An 18,467-nucleotide genomic window follows, 5' to 3' on the forward strand; every position below is an offset into this window, starting at 1 on the left:
GAAAGCGGTGACTAGGCGTCAGCGGTGTGTGCGATTTACGTAAGAGGCAGGATCCACGGCGCGACCGTGCTTATAAACTTCAAAGTGAACATGAGGGCCCGTTGAGCGGCCAGTGGAACCCATGGAGGAGATAACATCGCCTCGACGAACCACATCGCCCGCCTGAACCTTAAGCTCTTTGTTGTGACCATAGCGGGTCACTAGGCCGTTACCGTGGTTAATCTCAATTAGATTACCATAGCCATAGCGAGAACCTGACCAAGTAACCACTCCGGCCGCAACGCTAATTACGTCGGCGCCTTCACTACCGGCAAAGTCAACACCATTATGCCACGCGCGGCGGCCAGTAAACGGATCCGTGCGATAACCAAAGCGTGAAGATAACCAACCCGATTTAATTGGGCGGCCAGCCAAACGCGTTTCACGCTGTTGATTTTCATTAAGAAGAAGAGACTCCAGGACATTGAGCTGGTCGCTTCGCTGGCTAAGTAGTGCCGAAAAATTCGCCACTTCATCCTCAACGATGAAATCGACGTTAGGTGCATATTCGTGATCGTTATTTGGCGAAGACAACGGTCCACCAAGAGCTGGTGCCTGACTGAAATCGAATTCGTCGCCAGCAATACCCGCAATATCCGTTAAACGCTCGCCCAATGCATCAATACGAAGCAACTGAGACTGCATAGCGGCGAGCTGCACTTCAACCGCATGCTGGTTTAGGCTCTCCTGTTCCGTCAGGTCGTCCATATGACGACGCTGCTCGGCTACTTTTGCCTGCCATGCCTCAATAGTCTCAGCGTTTAATAGCTCACTCTGTTCACCTTCGCTGAGGTATTGCCCCACTACGAAGCCAGCTCCCGCTGGAACACCTAAGAAACAAGCAGACAGCACAAAACTCGACCACATTCCGATAGAAAGGTGACGAGAGCGATTATGTTTGCTGCTTACTACAATTAACTTCATGGTGTTATGTTCAACAACTTGACTATTACCAATGCGTAGACTACCCAAAGCTTGATGTAAAGAGAAGTACTTATTCACTCAAACTTTCAATTCTTCCGTTTTAGCTAAAAAAAAGGCCGCTATCGCGACCTTTCCGAAAGTTACTTCTATCCCTGCACTATTACGCCGTAGTTAATATCCCTGGCGCATACTGAATAGGCTCTGAGGCCCCAGTATCGAAGGTAACCACTTCATAGGCATCCTCTTGAGCAAATAGCTCGCGAAGAATGAGATTGTTCAAATAGTGCCCCGACTTATAAGCTCGGAAGTCTGCCAGCAGTGCAAAACCGGCCGTATACAGATCACCAACCGCATCAAGAATCTTGTGGCGAACAAACTCATCATCGTAACGGAGACCGCCTTCATTAAGGATTCGGAACTCATCGACGACAATAGCATTATCTACCGAACCACCTTGAACTAGGCCTTTCGAACGAAGATATTCGATCTCGTGCGTAAAACCAAATGTTCTGGCGCGACTAATTGCCTCAACGAACGATGTATTAGAGAAATCAACTTCGCAGTCCATGCGCGTGTTCTTAAGAACAGGATGGTCGAAGTCAATCTCAAAATTAACCTTAAAACCCTCATAGGGAAGAAGCGTTGCTTCTTTACCGTCCACTTTAACGGAAACCTTTTTCTTCACGCGAATGAACTTCTTCGCCGCATTTTGCTCTTCAACACCTGCATTTTGGATTAGAAAAACAAACGGCGCTGAAGAACCATCCATAATGGGGACTTCTTCAGCGGACAACTCAACAATGAGGTTATCAATACCTAGCCCAGCGAACGCAGACATCATGTGCTCAATGGTCGAAACTTTGACGCCATCTTTAACGAGCGTTGTTGACAAGGTTGTTTCGCCAACATGTAGCGCTGAGGCTGGAATATCGACCGTAGGATTTAGATCCACTCGGCGGAATACAATGCCCGAATCCGGGGCAGCAGGCACCAGGGTAAAAAATACTTTTTTCCCTGTATGTAGGCCGATTCCCGATCCTTTAATAGCGCGCTGTATAGTGCGTTGTTTGATCATTATAAATTCCTTTAAAACGAATAAAGCTCATCCAATATTAGGACAAGCTTATACGATTTCACCGACTTGAGTATATGGGGTATTCCCCTAATAGTCAAAAATGGACTATTTAATCCGCCTGACGGCGCAAGAACGCTGGAATATCCAAGTAGTTGTCCTCATCGGATTCTGCTGCGACAGCAGGCTCTTGCGCCACCGCCGCTGAGCCTTGCTGAACCGAAGCAGACGAGGATGAGCGTGAACTCTCTCGAGGTTTGTCTGCCGCCATGCTAGTTGGCGACTTAGGCGCCGCCGCAGCACCTACGGCATTTGCTTCAGACGCTGGCGACGTCGACTTAGCTCTTGTGTACGGTGGTCGATCGTAGTCAACCGAACGCTGTGGCGATGCTGGGCGAGCCGTCTCGGCAACCGTAGGTTCTTGAACTGGTGCAACTGAACCTAGGCCAGTGGCTACAACCGTCACGCGTACCTCATCACTCATTTCAGGTTCCATAGCGGTACCAACCACTACGGTGGCGTCCTCAGCAGCCAATTCTTGAATCATTTCACCCACTTCACCGAACTCGCCCATGGTCAGGTCAATGCCCGCTGTGATATTCACTAGAATGCCTCGAGCTCCGCGAAGATTCACGTCCTCAAGTAACGGTGATCGAATAGCGGTCTCAGTGGCCTCTACGGCACGATTTTCGCCTTTGCCGGTACCCTGACCCATCATTGCCATACCCATCTCGGACATAACGGTACGAACATCGGCAAAGTCAACGTTGATCAGTCCTGGTCGGATAATTAAATCAGCAATACCTTGCGTTGCACCAAGTAATACATTGTTTGCCGCTTTGAAGGCGTCAAGTAATGTGGTTTGACGTCCCAATACACCAAGTAACTTCTCATTCGGAATGGTGATTAACGAGTCGACCTGCTCACGAAGCTCCTTAATTCCCTGCATTGCGACCTGCATTCGCTTTCGCCCTTCGAAGGGGAACGGCTTAGTCACTACCGCAACAGTCAGAATACCCAATTCACGAGCAATCTCGGCTACGACTGGCGATGCGCCAGTACCCGTACCGCCGCCCATTCCAGCCGTAATAAACAGCATGTCAGCACCTTCAAGTGCCCGCGCAATATTTTCGCGATCTTCCATTGCTGACTGGCGACCCACATCGGGGTTAGCACCCGCCCCCAGGCCCTTGGTAATATCACCACCGAGCTGAATAGTTGTGCTAGCCGGTACACGCTGAAGAGCCTGCGAATCCGTATTCGCAACAATGAACTCAACATCTTCTAACTGGCTGTCGATCATGTGCTGTACAGCGTTACCACCGCCGCCACCAACACCGATGACCTTAATTACTGCATTTTGGTGATCGTCATTTACGATATCGAACATGTCATCACTCTCCTAACTGTTAGCACCGCAACGTTCTTAAACATTGCTGGCCATCCAATCCTTAATACGAGCCCAAACGCCTGGACCCGAAGTTTGCGTATCGGAAATTTCATTTAATCGGTTTTCAACGCCGAACTGAATCAGTCCAACGCCGGTACTGTATATTGGATTATCCATAATATCGGTCATGCCTTTCATACCCGAAGGGCTACCGAGACGAACTGGCAGATGGAAAATACTTTCAGCGAGCTCTACCACACCTTCCATCTTCGCTGTTCCACCGGTGAGCACGATACCTGCCGGCAATAAGTCTTCATACCCAGCTCGTCTTAGCTCACGCTGAATCAGCATAAACAGCTCTTCATAACGAGGCTCTACGACTTCCGCTAGCGTTAGGCGAGATAAGTCTCTTGGCTCTCGATCGCCAACACTGGGTACTTTAATTGTTTCATCTTCACGAGCTAGCTCAGTGAGCGCACAGGCATACTTCATCTTGATTTCTTCGGCATGCTTCGTAGGTGTTCTTAGCGCATGCGCAATATCACTCGTTACTTGATCGCCAGCAACCGGGATATTTGCCGTGTACTGAACGCCACCTTGAGAAAAAACTGCGATATCGCTTGTGCCACCGCCGATATCTACTAAACAGACACCCAGGTCTTTTTCATCTTGAGTCAGCACCGCATAGCTCGAGGCCAGTTGTTCAAGTACTAACTCTTCAACTTCAAGATTACATTTTTCAATACACTTAATGATATTTTGTGCCGCTGTTTGCGCACCAGTTACCAAGTGAACCTTCGCCTCCATGCGCACGCCACTCATCCCAAGCGGTTCGCGGACACCATCCTGCGAATCGATCAAATATTCTTGTGGAAGTGTATGGAGAATAAGTTGATCGGCTGGGAGTGCGAGCGCCTTCGCTGATTCGATGACGCGATCAATATCCATTTGGCTCACTTCACGCTCTTTAATTGCCACCACACCCTGAGAGTTGTAACTGCGGATATGGCTACCGGCGATGCCTGCGTAAACGCCATGAATAGAGCATCCAGCCATTGTCTCTGCTTCACTGATAGCACGACGAATGGAGTCAACGGTAGCATTAATATCCACTACCACGCCCTTTTTTAAGCCCCGAGACTTGTGGTAGCCGAAGCCAATGATATCGATCTCGCCTTCGTCGTTGTATTCACCGACGATTGCCACAACTTTTGAAGTTCCGATGTCGAGACCAACTATGAGGTTGTCTTCTTGAGACGTCGCCATTCAATCACTCTTCTTATTACAAGCTAGTAAATTATTATCTATCGCTATTGTGCCATGCGATTGCTGCTGCATTATCATAACGCATATCGATACGCTGCACATTGCTTTTTTGCTCATTAGATAGTGTGTTCCACAATGCTGCAAAGCGCAATATCTTGTCATCAATATTATAAGTACCGAATAGCACCTGTACATCGTTATTTAGCTGAATTGTTCGCTGCCCATCTTCGGCTGCAATTAACGCCTTTATGGCAACTCCTTCATCCCGCAAGGTATCGTTGAATACTCGGTACTCAGTCAAAAGTTGATCCAACAGCACAGCGGGACCAGCTAAACGAGGTAACGATGCAAAACTTTCAAGTTGACGGTTCTCGTGATAAAAGAGCTCGCCGTGACGATTCAGGAGCGCGTCCTCATTCCACCTTGCAATTGGTCGCTGTTCGCTTAGATATACGTAAACGGTTCGATTCGCTCGTCGCTGTACCGTTGCTGACTCGATCCAAGATAGCTCCGCGACAACGTCGGCCAGTTCATCCAGCGAAAGCCCCCAAAAGGAGTTCATCGCGAATATTGGATTACTAATATCTTCAATCTCAATAGGGTTAACATATTGCAGAGTTCCAACAACCACTACCTTCGCAACAGGCTGCTGATACTCAATATAAGCTAAACGGCCGATACCGAACACCACCAGCGCCAAGCCAGTCAGAATAAGCCAGCTTCGCCAGTTACTCACTGAGTACTCTCAACGAGGTTTAAAATCTGCTCAACCACCGAATCAAAACCAACCCCCACACTCGCCAGTGACATCGGCACAAGGCTATGATTAGTCATTCCCGGGACCGTATTCAGCTCTAAGAGATTCAGTTCGCCATCGGCACTCTCGATAAAGTCAACTCGCCCCCATCCGCTACAACCAATGGCTTCGAAAGCTGTCTTCGCCAACCGTTGTATGTGAATTTCGTTGTCGTCACTCAAGCCACTTGGAATCAAGTAACTCGTATCGTCCCGCAGATACTTCGATTCATAGTCGTAAAATTCCTTAGAAGGAATCATGGAAATAGATGGGTACGCCTTGGCGCCAAGAATAGGTACCGTAAACTCTCGCCCCGACATAAACGCCTCAGCCAACATCCCGCCCTTGAAGCGACCCGCATCCAGTAACGCCGCCTGAAAACTCTCTGGACAGATGACTTTACTCACACCGATACTGGAACCTTCGCATGCAGGTTTCACGAAAAAGGGCAAACCGAGTGACGCCACAAGGTCCTCGAATTGAGAGGATTCATTGATCAGCTGGTAATCAGCGGTGGGAAGGTTTAATCCCCGCCAAATCATTTTGCATTTAAGCTTATCCATCGCGATAGCTGAAGCGGCCACATCCGACCCCGTATAAGGAATCTCCATAGCTTCGAGAAGCGCTTGGATACGACCATCTTCACCGCCTGGGCCATGTAAGACGATAAAAGCTACGTCTGGTTGAAGCGAGGCGAGCTGACCAATGGCGTTAGTCTTAGTATCCACTAGGTGCGCATCGTAGTTTAAGCGTTTAAGCGCATCGAAAACGGCTTTACCACTATTGAGCGATACCTCTCGCTCTGAAGAGTTACCGCCATATAGGACAGCAACACGTTTTGATTGCCAATTACTCATGAGTTAAATTTCTTTTCCAAAAGCGTTGCTAGCTGTGTCACATTCCCCGCCCCTTGCGTTAGTACTATATCGCCTGGCCGGAGAATGTCGTCCAAAATCGTGGGAACCTGCTCTAATTCAGAGCACAGTATCGGGTCTACTCGCCCTCGTGTTCGAATACTTCTTGCCAGCGACTTTGAATCGGCGCCAACAACTACCTCTTCACCCGCCGAATACACATCAAGTAAGATAAGCTGATCAACCGAACTTAACGCTTCAACAAACTCGTCAAAAAGGTCACGAGTTCGGGAGAAACGGTGCGGTTGATAGGCCATCACGAGACGTCGATCAGGCCACCCTTCTCGCACTGCAGAGACAATTGCATTCACTTCAGTTGGATGATGCCCGTAATCGTCCACCAGCATTATTTCACCATCGCTAAATGGGAATTCCCCCTTGACGGTAAAGCGTCTCCCCACACCTTCAAAGCCGGATAGTCCCTGTTCAATATCTACATCACCAAGCCCTTCTTCCGTACTCACCGCAATGACCGCTAGCGCGTTGAGAACGTTATGACGGCCTGGAATAGTCAGACTAATACTCAACGGTGAATGCGGCTCAGGGCGCTCAACCACAAAGTGGGTATTGTGGCCATCAAATCGTAGCTCGGTTGCGCGATAATCAGCGGGGCTATCGATTCCGTAGGTAACGGTTGGGCGATGGCATCTTGCGGCTAATTTCGCCGCCTCGAGATCGTCTGTACAGATCACTGCTAAGCCATAAAACGGCAGGTTTTGGATGAAGTTATCGAAGGTTGCGCGAAGTTTATCAAAATCGCCTTCGTAGGTATCCATGTGATCGGCTTCGATGTTAGTGACAATCGATACCATTGGCTGCAAGTGTAAGAATGAGGCATCACTCTCATCCGCTTCAGCAATAATATAACGGCTTCGACCCAACGCAGCATTGGTTCCCGCATGATTAAGCTTACCGCCAATCACATAGGTCGGATCGCAGTTTGCGCGCTGAAAAACCGACGCCAACATACTGGTTGTCGTGGTCTTCCCATGCGTTCCCGCCACCGCTATACCATGTCGATTACGCATTAGCTCCGCAAGCATTTCGGCTCGCTTAACAATAGGAGTTCGAGCCGCCCGTGCGGCGACGATTTCCACATTTGATTCATTAATGGCGGATGAAACTACTACGACGTCTACGCCTGCCACGTTAGCTTCACTATGGCCATAAAAGACCTGTACTCCGAGTGATTCGAGCCGATGCGTAACGTCTGAAACATTCTGATCTGAACCCGATACCTCGTATCCCAGATTCTGGAAGACTTCGGCAATACCGCACATGCCAACACCGCCAACGCCGATAAAGTGCATTCGTTTAATACGTCGCATTGGAGCTAATTCATTCATTTTAAACTCTCTATTATATCTACCGCTCGCACCGCCGCATCGCGAATTGCCACGCTTTTGGCCGCCTCCGATCGCTGAGCACGAAGGCTTGGATTATTCGTTAATTCGTCTATCGAAGTGGCAAGTCCGTCTTCGCTCCAGTCACGCTGCTGAAGAAGCTCGGCCGCCCCGGCTGCCGCCAACACATTCGCATTAGCTGTTTGATGATCGTCAATGGCGTAAGGAAATGGTACCAAAATTGCCGGCAAACCGGCGCAAGCAACCTCACTAACGGTCAATGCACCTGACCGACATACAATGAAGTCAGAAGCGACATAGCTCGCAGCAACATCATCTATAAACTCGACAACTTCCGCCTCAATACCGAGCTGTTGGTAGCTGGCGTTAGTTTCAGCAACACGACCGCGGCCACACTGATGAACAATAGTTGGGCGACGCGAAGCTGGTAACTTCGCAAGTGCCTGGGGGATCATCTCATTTAGCGCCAAAGCACCTAGGCTTCCTCCCATGACCAGCATTCGAGCATTAATCCCAACTAACGATGAAGGTTGAGCATCAATGGCCGCCACCGAGTCTGGCACTGGATTACCAATCACAATGGCGGGCAAATCATTCTCAAAAGCCGCTAAAACCTTAGCGGCAAGACGCGCTAGCGCTCGGTTTGTGGTACCAGCTACGGCATTTTGCTCGTGAATGACAATGGGTATACCACGAAGTTTTGCCGCCACGGCGCCCGGTCCTGAGGCAAAGCCTCCCATGCCTACTACCGCTACTGGCTTGAGCCCACCTAATAGGCGGTATGCCGAGTAAATAGATACCATCAGTGCAAAAAGTGACTTAAGCAAGCGCAAGGGATTCTTTCCCCGTAAACCAACCACCGGAAACTTATGTAAACGTATTCCTTGCTTTGGTACCAAGGTAGACTCAATGCCATGCTCGCTACCTAGCCATTCAACATGATAGCCACGATTGATCAGCTCAGCCGCCACAGCGAGTGCTGGCACCACATGACCACCAGTACCGCCAGCCATTAATAGGATCGTAGCAGCTTGTCCAGTTTGCTTCATATAATATCAACGTCCTCTGAAGGCTTGCCCTGTCTTCGTTTTACTCGTGTTGCCGACTGATTCATCGCGGCGCACAAACGCATTACAATTCCAACCATAACCAAAGAGACTAACAGGCTACTACCACCGTATGAAATAAAAGGCAGTGTAAGCCCCTTCGTGGGTAATAACCCCGAAGCCACTCCCATATTGATAAATGCCTGACCTGAAATGAGGAAGCCGAATCCCGCAGCGGTCCACGCAATAAACGGCTGGTTACGCTTCAGCGCCTTGCGAGAAATAATAAAGAGGCGTGACACTAACAGCGTAAATAAGGCAATCACCAGTGCCGCACCAAAAAAGCCCGTTTCTTCAGCCCAAATTGCGAACACAAAGTCCGTATGCGCTTCAGGTAGAAACATTAGCTTTTGAACACTATTGCCATAGCCCACGCCGGTGAGATGCCCCCTGCCAAATGCAATCAGAGACTGAGTCAACTGATAACCTGAATCAAATTGGTTAGCCCAAGGATCTGCAAAGCCGGTCAGCCTTGCCAAGCGATACGGCGACGATATCGCCAAAAAATACGCCGATCCCAATACCGCAACCATCAAAGTTATAAAAGGAAGTAACGGTGCTCCCGAAAGAAACAACATGCCAATCACGGTTGCTGAAATTAGCACCGTCGCCCCGTAATCTGGCTCTGCTAGTAACAACAGCGCTACCAGCGGGACTGCTAATAGTGGGCGGAAAAAATACAATGTCCGAGTAGAAAGGTCTTGTTGGAACTTTGTGATATAACGGGCGATAAACAGCACCATCCCTACCTTCATGAATTCGGACGGTTGTAAACTAAAGCCAGCTAAGCGAATCCAACGCTGACTGCCATTTACACTCGTCCCCACAAACAGGACGGCTACCAGCAACACGACCCCCGCTATAAATAGCGGAAACGACAATTCGTACCAGTCTTTTAAGGGAATCGCCGCCGCAATACTAAGACCAACCAAGCCTATTGATAGGTAGATTGCGTGACGAATTGAAAAATAGTAAATCGTACCATGATGATGCGCTGAATAGTCGGAAGATGCCGATGCAACCATTGCAAAACCCAGCGCGACAAGCGCTATGACAGAAACCAAAAACCAACGGTCTTGGGCCTGCCAAAACCCCGACCAATTAGCCGCCCGCAACACAGAGTTCCTCCACAAGCTGCTTAAAGGCGTCACCGCGCTGCTGGTAATTGTCAAACTGATCTAGACTCGCACACGCCGGTGATAGTAAGACCATATCGCGAGGATTAGCCGCTGACACGGCCAATGAAAACGCCTCAGCTAAACTCGATACTAGCTGGTCTTCAGGGATATTAAGCGCCGCCTGAAGCTTTAATCGATCGGCGCCAAAGGCATACCAGCAGATGGGCATAGCGGCATCAATTGAAGCCAAATCTTTAAAGTCTGCGCCTTTACCGTCGCCGCCAACGAGAACATGGAGTTTGTCTGCCTCCATACCCTTTAGCGCCGCAAGTGTTGCGCCAACATTAGTTGCTTTCGAATCATTAATAAACGTAACGCCACGCCATTGACCAACGTATTCAGTTCGATGCGGGAGCCCGCGATAATCTTTTAGAGCCTTAGCGACGGGTTCAGATTCAAAACCTAGGGTCTTAAGAAGTCCTATGGAAGCAAGCAAATTTGCCCAATTATGTTTGCCATAGACATTATAGTCCGTGACCATGGCAAGGTTCTTGATGCCGTCTGCCAGCACATAGCCGGAATCAAGTGAGCGCAGACCAAGCTCTTTTAGATCAGGGCTAGACAGCCTAAAGTGGAGCTGTTGGGCCTCTGGCACAGAAAGCGGGGTACTCAGCGGATCATCGCGGTTAACTACTGCTTTCTTAGCGCCATAAAAGATACGTTGCTTAGAGCGATGATACGCCAGCATGCTGTGATATCGATCGAGGTGATCTTCGCTGAGATTAAGCAGCACTGCAACGTCGCAGGGAACTTTGGGTAGCAGATCAATCTGAAAACTACTTAATTCAATAACCGCGTAGTCAACGTTCTGAGCAAGCACATCCAACACCGGCACACCGAAATTACCACAGGCTACCGCCGAACAACCCATTGCTCGAAGCGCAAAGGCGGTCATATCCGTTACACTTGACTTACCGTTAGACCCGGTAATAGCGATAACCCTGCCCGCAAATTCATTGAGAAAGAGTTCGACATCGCTGGTAATGACGCCGCCAGCGGCCTTAAATGCATCCCAAGGCGGTTGAGAGGCATCAACTCCCGGACTAACGATAACTTCGTCATAATTGGTTAACAACTCGAGACTTAGCACCCCATCAATACGACCTCGGCAGCCTCTAAGCGCTAGAATCAGCGCTTCATTGGGAGGATTGATACGCGTATCAAAAATATCAAAGGGTAATTCGCGACCGTCGAGGTAGCGAGCTACCGAGAATCCGGTTACTCCGGTTCCTACAATAAGTCGTCGTTTACTGGAAGCAATCATCATCGAAGTTTTAACGTCGCCAAGCCAGCAAGCACGAGGATTAGTGTGATTATCCAAAATCGAACGATTACCTTCGGTTCGGCCCAACCCTTGAGCTCAAAATGATGGTGTAGCGGTGCCATGCGAAATACTCGTTTTCCAGTCATTTTAAAGGAAGCCACTTGAATGATGACCGATAAGGTCTCCATAACAAAAATGCCACCCATTACAAAGAAAACAATCTCCGCGCGAACGATGATGGCGACAACACCTAGCGCCGCTCCGAGCGCTAACGCACCCACATCGCCCATGAAAACCTGTGCTGGATAGGTGTTGAACCAAAGGAACCCCAGACCTGCACCAACCATTGCAGCGCAGAAGACGATCAACTCACCCGTCCCTGGAATAAACGGCATAAACAGATAGTCAGCCATGACGCTGTTACCTGAGACATAAGCGAAGATTCCGAGCGCAGCGGCCACCATAACCGTTGGCATTATAGCTAAACCATCTAAACCATCCGTTAGATTAACGGCATTGGAAGAGCCTACTAGTACAAAATAAGACAGCACGATGAAAAAGAGGCCAAGGTCAATGGCGACATCTTTGAAGAACGGAACAAACAACTGTGTTGACGCAGGTACGTCGGCAATCATAAAGAGAGTGATCGCGGTGACGATTCCCACAACACTCTGCCAGAGATACTTCCATCTTGCTGGTAGACCGCGAGGGTTTTTCTCAACAACCTTACGATAGTCATCAACCCAACCAATGACACCGAAGCCTAGCGTGGTAAATACCACAACCCATAGGTATGGATTGCTTAGATCACCCCATAGTAGCGCTGCGCTGCAAACGGATAGTAGAATTAACGCACCGCCCATGGTTGGCGTTCCAGATTTCACCAGATGTGTTTGTGGCCCATCATTCCGGACCGCCTGCCCAATTTGCAGCCTAACGAGATAGCGAATCAACGCTGGCCCCAAAGCCAACGAAATAAACAAAGCGGTACCTGCACCCAAAATCGCACGCAGCGTTAAGTATTTGAAGACATCGAAAACCGGGTAGTGCTCCGACAGAAGCTCGGCAAGCCAAAACAGCATGTATTAATCCTTAGACAAAAGGTTGGAAATTATTTGATCCATTCTCGCACTTCTTGAACCTTTAACCAACATCACCGATTGATCATGATCAAAATTGCGAAGGAATTCCGTCGCTTCAAGATGTGTGTCAAAACTTTTTGTACTGACTGGCGAGCTGGTAGCGGCTAAACGCGCACTTGAGCCAACCGTAACGAGGAGGTCAACACGGTCCGCCGAACAGTAACGGCCGATATCTCGATGCATCTCATCACTATCAGGGCCCAGTTCAGCCATATTACCCATAACAAAAATACGCTTTCCCTTTTGCGTGGCCAAAGCATCCAAAGCCGAACGCATAGACCCAGGGTTCGCATTATAGCTATCGTCAATTAAGCGAGCGCCGGCAGCCGTATACTTCACCGACATTCGTCCGTCGACCGCGATGACACTTCCCAGTCCCGTTTCAATAGCGTCCAGCGAAGCACCAACGGCACTGCAGAGCGCTGCGGCGACAACGGCATTGTGTACGTTGTGCCGGCCAATGACCTGCAGCTGAACCTCGGCAATACCCTGAGGAGTATGAAGTAAGAAGCTTGGTTGGCCGTAATGATTCTCCGTCACTGCTGAACTCCAAATATCAGCCGAACTCTCTTCATTATCCGCAATCCGAATTACCTCGCCTTCGGGGTATTTTTTGCTCCAGTACGCATAATAAGGGCTCTCAACGTCCAAGATTTTCACACCTCGGGGGCCCAAGTCATAGATCGCTCCCTTGGTCTCTGCTACGCCATCCAATGAGCCGAACCCTTCAATATGTGCAGGCAGAACATTGTTGACCACCGTAACATCTGGCGTGGCGATACTGCACAAATAGGCAATGTCACCCAGCTTTCCTGCGCCCATTTCCACTACGGCAAAACGATGCTCATCAGTTAGTTCGAACAGCGTTTTAGGTACACCAACTTCATTGTTGAAATTACCGCGCGTTGCGTGCGTGTTACCTTCTACGGATAGAATACCCTCACACATTGCTCTAAGCGTTGTTTTTCCCGCCGACCCAGTTACCGCAATCACCGGGCCACGGAAACGCCTCCGGATAACCGACGCCATCTGTCCGAGCGCAACCAGTGGGTCGTCTACCACCCACTGAGGAACGGTCAATTCATCTTGAGACGCGGAGACCACCACAGCAACCGCTCCATTCAACTGGGCTGCCTGCGCAAATCTATTCCCATCGAAATTTTCGCCACTCAGCGCAACGAAAAGCGCGCCAGGTTTCTGCTTGCGCGTATCGGTACAAATGGCGTCAAACTCCACCGAACTCCCAATAAGCGTACCGCCGAATTCCTCAACTAAGTCACCAAGCCTAAGGGAGCCAATCACTGGTCAGCCTCAACTCGAAGCGCAATCGCCTTTCGGATTTGCTCGAACTCGGACCAGGGTAGCTTCTTTCCGCCAACGTCTAGATAGTCTTCATGGCCCTTGCCTGCCACCACCACTAGATCTTCTTTATCGGCCGCTTTAATAGCATATTGTATAGCCTCTGTGCGACTCTCAATAATGTAGTGGTCAGCGGACGAGAAGCCTTGCTTTGCATCAGCAATAATTTGACTCGGATCTTCGGTACGAGGATTATCGGAAGTTAACACTGCTACCGCACCGCTCGCTTCGACCGCGGCTGCCATCTCACTGCGCTTCCCTCTATCTCGATCACCACCACAACCAAAGACACACCATACTTTGCCGCTGGTATGGTGCTGAAGCGATGCTAGAATTTGAGTGAGCGCATCGGGTGTGTGGGCATAGTCTACAATGACAGATAACTCCGATGAACCAGCTTGCTCCATGCGCCCAGAAACTGGTTTTAGCTCCTCAAGTGCCCCCGCGATATCGTCAAGATTGTGACCATCGCTAGAAAGCTGAGCCGCTACCGCCAGTAGATTCTGAATATTAAATCTGCCTAATAGTGCTGTCACAATTCGAATAGATTGATCGCCAACATTTAGGTTGAACTCCATCCCCGCAGGGTGAAAACTAAGTTCGCTGGCAGATACCTTATTAGTTGGCGCAAAACCATAACTGACGGCATCCGGATAACGCTCTAGTAACCGCTGTCCATATTCATCATCACCATTGATAATTCGGGTCTTCAAACTGTCCGTAGCAAATAGCTTAGCCTTTGCCTCAAAGTAATCATCCATCCCCTGGTGATAATCTAGGTGATCACGACTCAAGTTAGCGAAAATCGCCGAGCCAAATGGAAGATCCGCAACCCGCCCTTGGTCTAAAGCGTGTGACGAAACCTCTAAACTTACGGACCTCGTTTGCAATTGTGACAAACGAAACAAAATGGACTGCATTTCCACCGCGCCGGGGGTTGTTAGGCCCGTCTCGAAATTCAAGGCGGAAGCGATGTGAGTCACTCCCAATGTACCAATTACTGCCGATGACTCACCAAGATGATCCTTAGCCGTAGCGATCCAGCTTGAGATCGTTGACTTTCCATTAGTCCCAGTAACACCAATGAGACTAGGGTAGTCAAATCCTAGTATTTGATGGGCAACACCACTCGCTTGATGGCGTATGTCTGCCATGACTAACGTGGGTAGCGTACAATCGACAAAACTTTCCGTGACCAATGCAATGGCGCCGCGACGCTTCGCGTTCTCAATATAGCTATGGCCGTCTTCAACATGGCCACGAATCGCAAAAAATACGCTTCCCGCGACAACCTTTCGACTATCACTCGTAATCGAGGTGATCTCGATACCTTGGAGCGCCCGTTTAAATTCATCAACGTCCGTATAAAACATAGTTCTCTCTAATCAATCGAAGTTGAAGTGGATGGTGCAACATTCAATAACCTCATCGCATCGGCCACCACTTTACCAAATGCTGGCGCGGCGACCTCGCCACCGAAATGTCCACCGGCAGTGGGTTCGTCGATGACCACTACCACGGCAAGCCTTGGATTCTCTACGGGCGCTACACCCGCAAACAAAGAACGATAAGAGGCTCCCATGTAGCCCTCTGCGCCCACCTTGTGAGCTGTTCCCGTCTTACCAGCAACGTTGTAACCCGGCACTCTGGCATTCTTTCCTGAACCCTCGAGCGTAGTCACGGTTGCCATCATCTCAACGATCTGCTGACTTATCTCTGGAGAAAGCACACGGTTACTCATCGCGCGATAATCCACTCCGTTTCGCTCCAAGTGAACGGGGACATGAACACCACCATTACCTATGGTCGCATAGGCACTGGCCAACTGAGTAGCTGTGACGCTTAAGCCATAACCGAAGGCTACATTCGCTCGGCCAATATCCGACCAGACCATCTGACTAGGTAGTGTCCCAGCTGACTCGCCAGGAAACTCGGTTGCCGTCTTCTGGCCTAAGCCGTATTGATACAGGCGATCTCGTAACTCGTTTGGATCAAGCTGTAATGCCACCTTGGTGGTACCGACTTGGCTGGATTTAGTGATAATTCGGGTTAAAGATATTTCACCATAGTTAACCGGATCTAACAGGGTTTTAGACCCTACGCGAATCCACCCTGGAGAAGTGTCGATGATCGAATCAGGGGTGAATAGTCCGGTCTCAAGTGCGTAGCCTATTGAAAGTGGCTTAACGGTTGAGCCCGGCTCGAAGATATCGGTAAGCGCTCGGTTTCGCGTAGTACCAGGTATGAAACTCGCCCTATTATTCGGGTTGTAGCTAGGCTGGTTTGCCATGGCCAGCACCTCACCCGTGGCAACATCGACGACAACAATTGAACCACCTTCCGCTTGATGCCTGATCACCGCCGCCTTTAGTTCACGATAGGCAATATATTGCAGCCGCATATCTATACTCAGCTGGATGTCCTGTCCCATTTCAGGAGAACTAATTACCCCCAAGTCACGAATGACATTACCAAGTAGATCACGCGCTACACGTCGGCTACCATTGGTGCCAGTGAGCTCACTATCGCGCAGTAACTCAATACCTTCCTGACCTCTATCATCGGCACCGGTGAAACCGACAATATGCGCAGCTACTTCTCCCGCGGGATAATAACGTTGATATTCGGTTATGGAGCTTATCCCTCGAATGTTGAGCGCTAAGACGCTTTCACCCTCATTAGGGGGCATCCGTCGCCTGAGGTAAACAAATCGTCGAGAGCTGACTGACTTAAGACGCGACAACAGTTCGCCAGCGTCTAGTTCTAGCGCTACTGCTAGACGATTTACCACCTCAACCTCTTGTGGCGATTCGCCACCAGTAGGAAGCAATAATCTTGGATTGGCGATGATGGTCGTCATCGGCGTTGAAATAGCTAGGGGTTCACCGTTACGGTCAGTAATCATTCCGCGATGAGCGGGAATAGCAACCTCACGTATGCTGCGTGCGTCCCCTTGATCCTGGAGGAATTCGAAGCCTTGATCAGCCTCTGGGACGACTTGAAGCAGCCCTAAGCGCCCAAGTAAAGCTATGGGAAGGGCTAATAGAACGATCATCACGAAGCCAAAACGACCGCTATATAGTCGCTGTGTAGGCGACTTGGCTGCGCGCTTTACCGTCTTTCGCTGCTTCGTCACGGATTGATTACTCTAACTTCGTCTACGGTAGGTACGCGCATTTCGAGTTCGTCTCGAGCCGCCGCTTCAATTTTAGCGGGGGTTGTTAGGCTCGAGCGCTCGATTAATAATCGCCCTCGTTCGACAATCAGCGCACTATACTCTTGCTCTAACTCATGAAGACGACTAAACATCTGTCGAGAACTATAACTACCCGAAACCACCTTAATACTTGATAGGACGACGGCGATTAGCAACAAGAATACGAGCATGTAGGACTTCATTCTACCCTCTTAGAAGCAACTCTCATGACAGCACTACGACTACGAGCGTTTTCGGCAACCTCTTCAGTAGAGGCCTTAATAGCCTTAGACTCAATGGCTAACGGGCCGAGTTCAGCATCACCCATAACAGGGACACCTTTAGGAATCTTTTTGCCCTTAGACTTATCGCGAATAAAGTGCTTCGCTATACGATCTTCGAGGGAGTGAAAGGAAATAACTACTAATCGCCCCTCAAAGTTCAGTAGATTCACTGACTGTTCTAAGACATCTTCAACATCACCAAGTTCATTATTGACAAAAATTCGAATTGCCTGAAAAACACGCGTAGCTGGATGCTTGTTTCGATCCTTTTTAGGCGTAGAGTCTTCGATGACTTTAGCTAATTGTGATGTCGTGGTAATTGCCTCTTTCTCTCGAGCGCGCAGAATACCTGACGCGATTGGGCCAGAAAATTTCTCCTCGCCATAACGACGAAACACCGATGCCATCTCACCATGTTCCGCTACAGCCAACCAGTCAGCAGCAGATTGCCCTCGTGACGTATCCATTCGCATGTCTAGCGGACCGTTTTTCATAAAACTAAAACCGCGTTCAGCTTGGTCAAGCTGCGGCGACGAAACACCTAAATCCAACAAAATACCATCAACACCAGATAAACCAAGCTGCGCGATGACTACCGACATTTCGGTAAAGGAGCCATGATGGATGTAGAATCGCTCATCATTAAAGTGAGTGGCAGCAAAGTCAATCGCCTGAGGATCTTTATCGAAAGCAATTAATCTTCCCTTCGGACCGAGTTGATCCAAAATCTTCCGAGAATGGCCACCACGACCGAACGTACCGTCTACGTAGACGCCATCAGCTTTAATCGCCAATGCCTCGACCGATTCTGAAAGAAGTACCGAATAGTGAGATGTATTAGTCATGATCATCCTTTAGTTATAAAACCATTATTACCCGAAGAGACGTAATTCGCTAGTCGGCAATTATGATCAATTATTATTACCCAGCCGTCACTGCACACTTCTCGCTAATCCAAAGGCTTTTACACACCATAGAGAAATGACAAAGCCACTGCCTGCAGCACCGCAGTGGGATGCAAGCATAAATTTCAGGCAATAAAAAAGGCCCAACCTAACGGTTGAGCCTTCTTTATTGTATTAAGTGCCTGGCGGTGACCTACTCTCACATGGGGAAACCCCACACTACCATCGGCGATGAAACGTTTCACTTCTGAGTTCGGGATGGGATCAG

16 protein-coding genes and 1 rRNA gene are annotated in these 18,467 nt (G+C 49.3%); all 17 read right to left on the reverse strand.

The window, feature by feature from the left end; all coding sequences use genetic code 11:
* Positions 1-18: 18 nt before the first annotated feature.
* Positions 19-1,041 (reverse strand): M23 family metallopeptidase, encoded by a 1,023-nt coding sequence (locus DFR27_RS06175; protein WP_342766694.1) that lies wholly within the window; start codon positions 1,039-1,041, stop codon positions 19-21.
* Positions 1,042-1,123: 82 nt separating this feature from the next.
* Positions 1,124-2,038, reverse strand: coding sequence for a UDP-3-O-acyl-N-acetylglucosamine deacetylase (lpxC, locus tag DFR27_RS06180; protein WP_121876572.1), 915 nt, complete (start codon positions 2,036-2,038; stop codon positions 1,124-1,126).
* Positions 2,039-2,147: 109 nt separating this feature from the next.
* The gene (gene ftsZ, locus DFR27_RS06185; RefSeq protein WP_121876573.1) at positions 2,148-3,425 is read right to left on the reverse strand and encodes a cell division protein FtsZ; all 1,278 of its coding nucleotides are present in this window, start codon (positions 3,423-3,425) and stop codon (positions 2,148-2,150) included.
* Positions 3,426-3,461: 36 nt separating this feature from the next.
* Positions 3,462-4,691, reverse strand: a complete 1,230-nt coding sequence (gene ftsA, locus DFR27_RS06190) for a cell division protein FtsA (protein ID WP_121876574.1) — start codon at positions 4,689-4,691, stop codon at positions 3,462-3,464.
* A 34-nt stretch (positions 4,692-4,725) separates the two neighbouring features.
* On the reverse strand, positions 4,726-5,427 hold the full coding sequence (locus DFR27_RS06195) for a cell division protein FtsQ/DivIB (RefSeq protein WP_121876575.1): 702 nt from the start codon (positions 5,425-5,427) through the stop codon (positions 4,726-4,728).
* Positions 5,424-6,344: a D-alanine--D-alanine ligase gene (locus tag DFR27_RS06200; RefSeq protein WP_121876576.1), complete on the reverse strand. Its 921-nt coding sequence runs from the start codon at positions 6,342-6,344 to the stop codon at positions 5,424-5,426. Before DFR27_RS06200 ends, DFR27_RS06195 begins: the two co-directional genes overlap by 4 nt.
* Positions 6,341-7,747 carry a UDP-N-acetylmuramate--L-alanine ligase gene (murC, locus tag DFR27_RS06205; RefSeq protein WP_121876577.1) on the reverse strand — a complete coding sequence of 469 codons (1,407 nt, stop codon included), beginning with the start codon at positions 7,745-7,747 and terminating at the stop codon, positions 6,341-6,343. The genes DFR27_RS06200 and murC overlap by 4 nt, the downstream gene beginning before the upstream one ends.
* Positions 7,744-8,814, reverse strand: a complete 1,071-nt coding sequence (murG, locus tag DFR27_RS06210; protein ID WP_121876578.1) for an undecaprenyldiphospho-muramoylpentapeptide beta-N-acetylglucosaminyltransferase — start codon at positions 8,812-8,814, stop codon at positions 7,744-7,746. Before murG ends, murC begins: the two co-directional genes overlap by 4 nt.
* Positions 8,811-9,989 carry a putative lipid II flippase FtsW gene (gene ftsW, locus DFR27_RS06215; protein WP_245962613.1) on the reverse strand — a complete coding sequence of 393 codons (1,179 nt, stop codon included), beginning with the start codon at positions 9,987-9,989 and terminating at the stop codon, positions 8,811-8,813. Before ftsW ends, murG begins: the two co-directional genes overlap by 4 nt.
* Positions 9,973-11,370 carry a UDP-N-acetylmuramoyl-L-alanine--D-glutamate ligase gene (gene murD / locus DFR27_RS06220; RefSeq protein WP_147434524.1) on the reverse strand — a complete coding sequence of 466 codons (1,398 nt, stop codon included), beginning with the start codon at positions 11,368-11,370 and terminating at the stop codon, positions 9,973-9,975. Before murD ends, ftsW begins: the two co-directional genes overlap by 17 nt.
* Positions 11,313-12,395, reverse strand: a complete 1,083-nt coding sequence (mraY, locus tag DFR27_RS06225; protein WP_121876580.1) for a phospho-N-acetylmuramoyl-pentapeptide-transferase — start codon at positions 12,393-12,395, stop codon at positions 11,313-11,315. The genes murD and mraY overlap by 58 nt, the downstream gene beginning before the upstream one ends.
* Before the next feature lie 3 nt (positions 12,396-12,398).
* Complete coding sequence (locus tag DFR27_RS06230; protein ID WP_121876581.1) at positions 12,399-13,757, reverse strand: UDP-N-acetylmuramoyl-tripeptide--D-alanyl-D-alanine ligase; 1,359 nt, start codon at positions 13,755-13,757, stop codon at positions 12,399-12,401.
* Positions 13,754-15,187: a UDP-N-acetylmuramoyl-L-alanyl-D-glutamate--2,6-diaminopimelate ligase gene (locus tag DFR27_RS06235; protein WP_121876582.1), complete on the reverse strand. Its 1,434-nt coding sequence runs from the start codon at positions 15,185-15,187 to the stop codon at positions 13,754-13,756. Before DFR27_RS06235 ends, DFR27_RS06230 begins: the two co-directional genes overlap by 4 nt.
* Positions 15,188-15,195: 8 nt before the next feature.
* Positions 15,196-16,950 (reverse strand): peptidoglycan D,D-transpeptidase FtsI family protein, encoded by a 1,755-nt coding sequence (locus DFR27_RS06240; protein ID WP_245962614.1) that lies wholly within the window; start codon positions 16,948-16,950, stop codon positions 15,196-15,198.
* Positions 16,947-17,213 (reverse strand): cell division protein FtsL, encoded by a 267-nt coding sequence (gene ftsL, locus DFR27_RS06245; protein ID WP_121876583.1) that lies wholly within the window; start codon positions 17,211-17,213, stop codon positions 16,947-16,949. The genes DFR27_RS06240 and ftsL overlap by 4 nt, the downstream gene beginning before the upstream one ends.
* Entirely contained in the window at positions 17,210-18,139 is a 930-nt protein-coding gene (gene rsmH, locus DFR27_RS06250; RefSeq protein WP_211327574.1) for a 16S rRNA (cytosine(1402)-N(4))-methyltransferase RsmH, read from the reverse strand. The genes ftsL and rsmH overlap by 4 nt, the downstream gene beginning before the upstream one ends.
* 240 nt (positions 18,140-18,379) lie before the next feature.
* Positions 18,380-18,467 (reverse strand): 5S ribosomal RNA (rrf, locus tag DFR27_RS06255); the annotation flags it as partial.

Origin of the sequence: Umboniibacter marinipuniceus (assembly GCF_003688415.1) — a bacterium.
In the GTDB taxonomy this organism is placed as follows: domain Bacteria; phylum Pseudomonadota; class Gammaproteobacteria; order Pseudomonadales; family DSM-25080; genus Umboniibacter; species Umboniibacter marinipuniceus.